Source organism: Paenibacillus rhizovicinus (assembly GCF_010365285.1).
Classification (GTDB): Bacteria; Bacillota; Bacilli; order Paenibacillales; family Paenibacillaceae; genus Paenibacillus_Z; species Paenibacillus_Z rhizovicinus.
This window is the reverse complement of record NZ_CP048286.1, coordinates 3,596,331-3,602,500: the sequence shown is the minus strand read 5'-3', so window position 1 is coordinate 3,602,500 and position 6,170 is coordinate 3,596,331. Positions and strand designations below refer to the sequence as shown.

The 6,170-nt window shown below is 51.0% G+C and carries 7 protein-coding genes and 2 rRNA genes (1 of these 9 only partly in view); 8 read left to right on the top strand and 1 reads right to left on the bottom strand.

The genetic code is table 11. The features are described from left to right. Positions 1-533: ribosomal RNA gene (locus tag GZH47_RS16140) — 23S ribosomal RNA — on the top strand (it extends 2,395 nt beyond the left edge of the window). Between the two features lie 113 nt (positions 534-646). Next, positions 647-763 (top strand): 5S ribosomal RNA (gene rrf, locus GZH47_RS16135). A 113-nt stretch (positions 764-876) separates the two neighbouring features. Here rrf and GZH47_RS16130 read toward each other — a convergent pair. Beyond that, positions 877-1,407 (bottom strand): transposase, encoded by a 531-nt coding sequence (locus GZH47_RS16130; RefSeq protein ID WP_162641137.1) that lies wholly within the window; start codon positions 1,405-1,407, stop codon positions 877-879. A 261-nt stretch (positions 1,408-1,668) separates the two neighbouring features. On the opposite strand from GZH47_RS16130, the gene GZH47_RS16125 reads away from it, so the two are divergent. The 6 genes from GZH47_RS16125 (at position 1,669) to holB (ending at position 6,168) form a co-directional block, all read left to right on the top strand. Then, a complete protein-coding gene (locus GZH47_RS16125) occupies positions 1,669-1,857 on the top strand; it encodes a sigma factor G inhibitor Gin (RefSeq protein ID WP_162641136.1) in 189 nt (62 codons plus the stop codon). Between the two features lie 145 nt (positions 1,858-2,002). Continuing rightward, positions 2,003-3,526, top strand: coding sequence for an aminotransferase class I/II-fold pyridoxal phosphate-dependent enzyme (locus GZH47_RS16120; RefSeq protein WP_162641135.1), 1,524 nt, complete (start codon positions 2,003-2,005; stop codon positions 3,524-3,526). 65 nt (positions 3,527-3,591) lie between these two features. Continuing rightward, positions 3,592-4,218 (top strand): dTMP kinase, encoded by a 627-nt coding sequence (gene tmk, locus GZH47_RS16115; protein ID WP_162641134.1) that lies wholly within the window; start codon positions 3,592-3,594, stop codon positions 4,216-4,218. Between the two features lie 89 nt (positions 4,219-4,307). After that, positions 4,308-4,637 carry a cyclic-di-AMP receptor gene (locus tag GZH47_RS16110; protein ID WP_162641133.1) on the top strand — a complete coding sequence of 110 codons (330 nt, stop codon included), beginning with the start codon at positions 4,308-4,310 and terminating at the stop codon, positions 4,635-4,637. Between the two features lie 17 nt (positions 4,638-4,654). Continuing rightward, positions 4,655-5,098, top strand: coding sequence for a YaaR family protein (locus tag GZH47_RS16105; protein WP_162641132.1), 444 nt, complete (start codon positions 4,655-4,657; stop codon positions 5,096-5,098). A 95-nt stretch (positions 5,099-5,193) separates the two neighbouring features. Next, complete coding sequence (gene holB, locus GZH47_RS16100; RefSeq protein WP_162641131.1) at positions 5,194-6,168, top strand: DNA polymerase III subunit delta'; 975 nt, start codon at positions 5,194-5,196, stop codon at positions 6,166-6,168. The last annotated feature ends 2 nt before the right edge of the window (positions 6,169-6,170 follow it).

Here is a 6,170-nt window from a genome sequence, read left to right as displayed (position 1 = left end):
CAAGTCGAGCAGGGACGAAAGTCGGGCTTAGTGATCCGGTGGTACCGCATGGAAGGGCCATCGCTCAACGGATAAAAGCTACCCTGGGGATAACAGGCTTATCTCCCCCAAGAGTCCACATCGACGGGGAGGTTTGGCACCTCGATGTCGGCTCATCGCATCCTGGGGCTGAAGTAGGTCCCAAGGGTTGGGCTGTTCGCCCATTAAAGCGGTACGCGAGCTGGGTTCAGAACGTCGTGAGACAGTTCGGTCCCTATCTGTCGTGGGCGCAGGAAATTTGAGAGGAGCTGTCCTTAGTACGAGAGGACCGGGATGGACGCACCGCTGGTGTACCAGTTGTTCCGCCAGGAGCATCGCTGGGTAGCCAAGTGCGGACGGGATAAGCGCTGAAAGCATCTAAGCGTGAAGCCCCCCTCAAGATGAGATTTCCCAGTATGTAAGACCCCTTGAAGACGACGAGGTTGATAGGTTCGAGGTGGAAGCGCAGCAATGCGTGGAGCTGACGAATACTAATCGGTCGAGGGCTTATCCAAGAACATGCTCTTTAGCTAAGCTAAGCAAGAAACCTTCGCAAAGGTTCGTATCCAGTTTTCAGGGTGTAAGTGCTCTGAGTAAGCATAGCGCATTCCGACCAGGAAGACGCCCGTTTGGTGGCGATGGCGGAGGGGAACCACGCGTACCCATCCCGAACACGACCGTTAAGCCCTCCAGCGCCGATGGTACTTGGACCGCAGGGTCCTGGGAGAGTAGGACGTTGCCAAGCACGATGAACCGACTGCATAGATGCAGTCGGTTTTTTGTTGTTTATTTTGAATTGAAATGATATTTAGGCATAAAGAAAAGCCAGTTGACCGTCATCCATGCTGCGAGAGCATGTTAGCGATGATAGTAGCTGACTTCGTTAGCTGTTATTTTGAGGACACCGTCGCGTTTGGATTTCCGCAGCCATCTTATGGTGACGAGACGCGGAGCAAGGAACCAAATATGACACATCACGAGACTGATCATCGTTGCCTCGTTCGCCCAAGGGTAGATGACGCTGATGGCGCAAAGGCCCAACCAGAAGAGATGGCGATGTACGCGGCGGAACAATCCTAATTCAATATAAGCGACCGGTATATATCCGATCCAAATCCCAAGCACCCGCCAGCCCCAGCGCCTGTAATCGGGTTCATCGACGCGTATGAGCGTTAAGCGAATAATAAAGAAGTGTACGAATTGGCTGCATAGAATGCCGATCCCAAACGCTTTTACACCTTCAAGCCGGTACATGAGGATGAGGAAGGCCGCCAAGATGAGAATCGCGCACAGATAGCTGCGATATAACTCCTCGCGTACGAATATTTTCTTCTTCAACTGATATTGGTAGATCGTTGCTTGTTCTTGTTCAGCGAGCGTTCCTCGCATGTTGGTCAGCGCCTTTCCTGGTTCAAGTGAGAAACGTACGTATCAGGTCAGCGTTTCGCCTTGTAAACCATGTATCGGATTTTTGTGCCGGATTATGTAGACTTCCTATCCAAAGAAGTGCAAGCTCGCGGTCACCAATCTGGGCGTTTCAACATAGACTGTATTACTATTTGAAATGGGCTATGAAAGTCGTATAGGTTGCTAGACTTTGTGGCATACTAGAAGAAATGACCTATTTCTCTGTGAATGAGGTGAAGCGTAATGACGGAAGAGAATCCAGTCGGCGTATGCATCATATGTGGAATTGCGAAGCAGGAAGGTATACGAATCATTGATGGCTTTATTTGCGATACTTGCGAGATTGAGATGGTTCAGACGGAAGTGCAGGATGCGAAATATCCTTTTTTCATTCATCAGCTTAGACGCATCTGGCTTCAAAATAACGCATAATGACCCCTAACGGATGTTTCCCTGATCCTTGATTTTCTCGTTGCGATCCTGCAGCGGGGGAGTTTGGGATTATTTTGTTTACCGACGCGTGGAGGCTCGGTTTATGTCGACATCAGAATCCATTATGATGGTAGGATAGACAGCGATGAAACCGGAGGATTATTCAATGACAGCACAACCTCATAAACCATGGCATGCCCCATTGTTCGATACATTAGTCGCTTTGAAGGCTGCGTGTCCCGTTAGTTTTCATGTTCCGGGCCATAAATATGGTCAGTCTATTGCGAACCATAGCGATACTCCAATTGCAGCACTGCAATCCTTAACATCGGTGATGAATATCGATGTTACAGAGTTATCGGTGACTGACGATCTCCATGCGCCCTCAGGCGTCATTGAAGAGGCACAGTGCCTGGCAGCTGCTGCATTCGGGGCGGAACAAACGTTCTTCCTGGTAGGCGGCAGCACGGCCGGCAATCTGGCTATGCTTCTGGCGGTATGCGAACCAGATGATTTGATCATTGTCCAGCGCAATGCGCATAAGTCGGTTCTCAATGGATTGAAGCTGGCAGGGGCTAGGGCGGTATTCCTGATGCCGGAACGAGAGGCGGAGACAGGTCTCGATGTCGTGCCATCACTAGAGCTGGTGGAGCAGGCACTTCAGCAATACCCGGAAGCGAAGGCTATCTTCTTAACTAATCCTAGCTACTATGGACTACATGTGAATCTCGGTCCCTATGCTAACCTTATACACCGTTACGGTAAATTGCTGCTCGTTGACGAGGCTCACGGTGCTCATTACGGGCTGCATCCCGCATTCCCTCAATCGGCGATCCAAGCTGGTGCAGATGCGGTTGTCCAGTCTACGCATAAGACGCTTCAAGCACTTACCATGGGAGCTATGCTGCATCTGCAAGGTGAACGAATCAATCGTCAAGCTATTGTTGAAGCGCTGCGAATGATCCAAAGCTCCAGTCCCTCGTATCCCATCATGGCCTCGCTTGATATTACCCGGGCAATGATCGAAACGCGCGGACATGAGATGTTCGAGCGAGGATTAGAGGCCGCCGATGCTTTTAGAAGATGGGTAAACGAACAGGATGGATATCGTATTGCAGAGGCTGCAGCTGACGGGGTGAAGATCGATCCGCTTCGTATTTCACTTTGCGACGCTACAGGCAAATTAACGGGATTTGATTTGCAGAAGAAGCTGGAGGCGTTTGGCTGTTACACGGAGCTGGCTGACTCCACATACGCGGTGCTTATCTTCGGCATGGAGGCTTCAAGCACGGATGTAGATCGACTGCAGCAAGCTTTACTTGTCATCCAGAAGGAAGTAAGCGAAGAAGAGGCAATTCATGCGCGCTACTCGGGAACGCATCATTCGACCATGCAATCTCGACTATCGGCACCTGTAAAATTCAGCAGATTCGGCGTCAAGTCATCCAGCGGCAGAGGCATAGAACGAATTCGTCTGGAAGAGGCAGAGGGACGTTATTCGGCAGAAGCTGTAATTCCATACCCGCCAGGCATTCCCTTGCTTTATGAAGGGGAACTTATATCTTCCGAGGTCATAAGGGTTATTAAACAGCTTGTTGCCGATGGGGCGAGATGCCAGGGAGCCGTAGATCAAACGATGCGTACGATTGCCGTTTCCGCAGAACGGTAGCACGCATTTACGCGTTTGATTGGCTTTGATATGATAGGGGTATTAAAAGACAGAGGAGTACGGCTGTGGAAAAAGGGTTGTTTTTGACATTTGAGGGCGGAGAAGGCGCAGGCAAGACGACATTGATTGAAGGGCTCGCCCAAACACTCCGCAGTCAGGGCAGAGAGGTGCTGACCACAAGAGAACCAGGCGGCATTCCGATCGCGGAACAGATCCGCCGGATCGTGCTCGATAAGGGAAATACCGAGATGGATGCACGCACGGAGGCATTGCTCTATGCGGCCGCCCGGCGTCAGCATCTAACCGAGAAGGTGCTTCCTGCACTTGCTAGAGGGGAAGTCGTTATTTGCGACCGATTTATCGACAGCAGTTTGGCTTACCAAGGATACGCGAGAGGATTGGGCGTCGAAGAGGTAAGATCCATCAATGCGTTTGCGATAGGTGATCATATGCCGGCGTTAACGTTCTGGCTTGATGTCTCTCCAGAGATCGGTTTGGCTCGTATTCATGCGGGCGATGGCAGAGAAATCAATCGTCTTGACTTGGAAGGCCTGGCTTTCCACGTAGCGGTAAGGGAAGGATATCTGCGGCTCTTCGAGGCGGACCCCGATCGGATCGTCCGTATCAACGCGGAGCAGACACCAGAATTCGTTTTAAATGAGGTTCTTTCGATACTTAATGCGCGAATTTGAAGGATTTTTTACAATCCATGTCAAATAATATAGAGAGTCATTCTTGTTATGATGAGCGTCACCTGGGAAGTATAATGGGAGGGATTAGGATGAAATTAGTTATTGCGATTGTTCAAGATAAGGACAGCAATCGACTGTCGAATGCGCTCGTCAGAGAAGGCTTCCGAGCTACAAAACTCGCGAGTACGGGCGGGTTCCTGCGTGCGGGCAATACGACCTTCATCATCGGGATCGAAGATGAGCGTGTTCATGAAGTGTTGAATGTTATCCGTTCCAACTGTAAAGTTCGCGATCAGCTCGTTTCCCCCGTATCTCCAATGGGAAGCACGACCGATTCCTACATTCCATTCCCTGTTGAGGTACAGGTCGGCGGCGCGGCGGTATTCGTCATCCCTGTCGAACGATTCGAACATTTCTGATTGGGCGTGAGTAAACGATGAAAATCAATCCCGGCTGGCGTCCATTAGGTACCGATCGATCGCGTCCGGATGCGGGTGCAAGACCCGTTACGATCAAGAACTTCGCGGATGTCATGAACGTGCAGGACGAACAGCGGACGATCGAGCAGCTTCAGGAGAAGCTGAAGGATATTCATAATCAAGGCGAGCGCCTGGCACGCTCTATGACGGTTAGAGAATTAAAACTCTATCGTCAAATGGTGAAGCAATTTCTAGAGGATACCGTCAGACGAGGCGTCGGCATGAGAGAAACGCGCGGATTCGACCGTCGCGGCCGAACGAAGCGGTATAAGCTGTTGGACGAAATCGATGCTTCGCTTATCTTGATGGGCGAAGAGCTGCTGGACAGCGAAGAGGGACGGCTGAAACTCCTTCAATCGGTAGGCGATATTCGCGGCATGCTGATTAATTTATTTTTCTAATTGAAAGCGGCGAAAGCCGCTTCTTCTTCAAGTTATAGAAGAAATATTCGTAATGTTGAAAGATGGCGAAAGCCGACAGAAAGGATTTTTGAGCTATGAGCATTGCGCAGCTTGCCGGACAACCTAAGGCGAAACGCATCTTGCAGTATGCGCTGACTAGCGGCAAAGTGTCGCATGCCTATTTATTCAGCGGACCTGCGGGAAGCGGGCGCATGAAGATGGCCATGGCTTTTGCGAAGGCGTTGTTTTGTACAGAAGCAGGCGACGACGCATGCGGCCATTGCCTGGAATGCCGTAAATTCGAGCATGGCAATCAGCCTGATTTGCATATCGTCGAACCGGACGGCAGTTCCATCAAAATCGACCAAATTCGCGAGCTCCAGCGCGAGCTTGCTTATCGTAACATAGGCAGCGATCGTAAAATCTATATTATGCAGCGGGCGGAAACGATGACGCTTCAAGCAGGCAACAGCCTTCTGAAGTTTCTGGAAGAACCGGGATCGCCTATTGTGGCCATGCTGCTTACCGAGAACGGACAAGCGATGCTGCCGACGATTCGATCGCGCACGCAGCTCGTAACGTTCATGCCGCTTGCGCCGCAAGAGATGCTGCAGACGCTTGTTAATGAAGGCCTGCCTCAGCTGCCAGCCCGCGCTGCCGTTCACTTGGCCTCGGGTCTCGATGCATGCAGGGCGCTTATCCAGCAGAATGGGTTTGCAGAAATGAGAAACGTAGTGATACAATTGGGAAAGGACAGTCTGAACCGGTTCACCGCGGCGATGATGTCCTTGCAGCAGATCATGAAGACGGAGCTTGGTGAACAGCCGCAGCTTCTTTTGTCATTGTTGATGCTGTGGTATAAAGATATGATTCATTTTCAAGCCGGAAGACATGAGTCGCTCGTTTTTATAGATCAGCTTGATTGGATTGGCAAACAGGCATACGCGCGTCCGGCTGAGGGCTGGGTGGCATGCCTGGAATACACGCTGGAAGCGGGCAAACGCATACGCGCACACGTATCGGCGCAATTGGCGCTTGAGCAGCTGCTGATCCGCGTACAGGAGGGGTGAAT

Bases quoted from the DNA above. Each gene is read 5' to 3' on its own strand.
- holB (WP_162641131.1), top strand. From the start codon at position 5,194: ATGAGCATTGCGCAGCTTGCCGGACAACCTAAGGCGAAACGCATCTTG.
- GZH47_RS16130 (WP_162641137.1), bottom strand. From the start codon at position 1,407: ATGCGAGGAACGCTCGCTGAACAAGAACAAGCAACGATCTACCAATAT.
- GZH47_RS16105 (WP_162641132.1), top strand. From the start codon at position 4,655: ATGAAAATCAATCCCGGCTGGCGTCCATTAGGTACCGATCGATCGCGT.
- GZH47_RS16125 (WP_162641136.1), top strand. From the start codon at position 1,669: ATGACGGAAGAGAATCCAGTCGGCGTATGCATCATATGTGGAATTGCG.
- GZH47_RS16110 (WP_162641133.1), top strand. From the start codon at position 4,308: ATGAAATTAGTTATTGCGATTGTTCAAGATAAGGACAGCAATCGACTG.
- GZH47_RS16120 (WP_162641135.1), top strand. From the start codon at position 2,003: ATGAAACCGGAGGATTATTCAATGACAGCACAACCTCATAAACCATGG.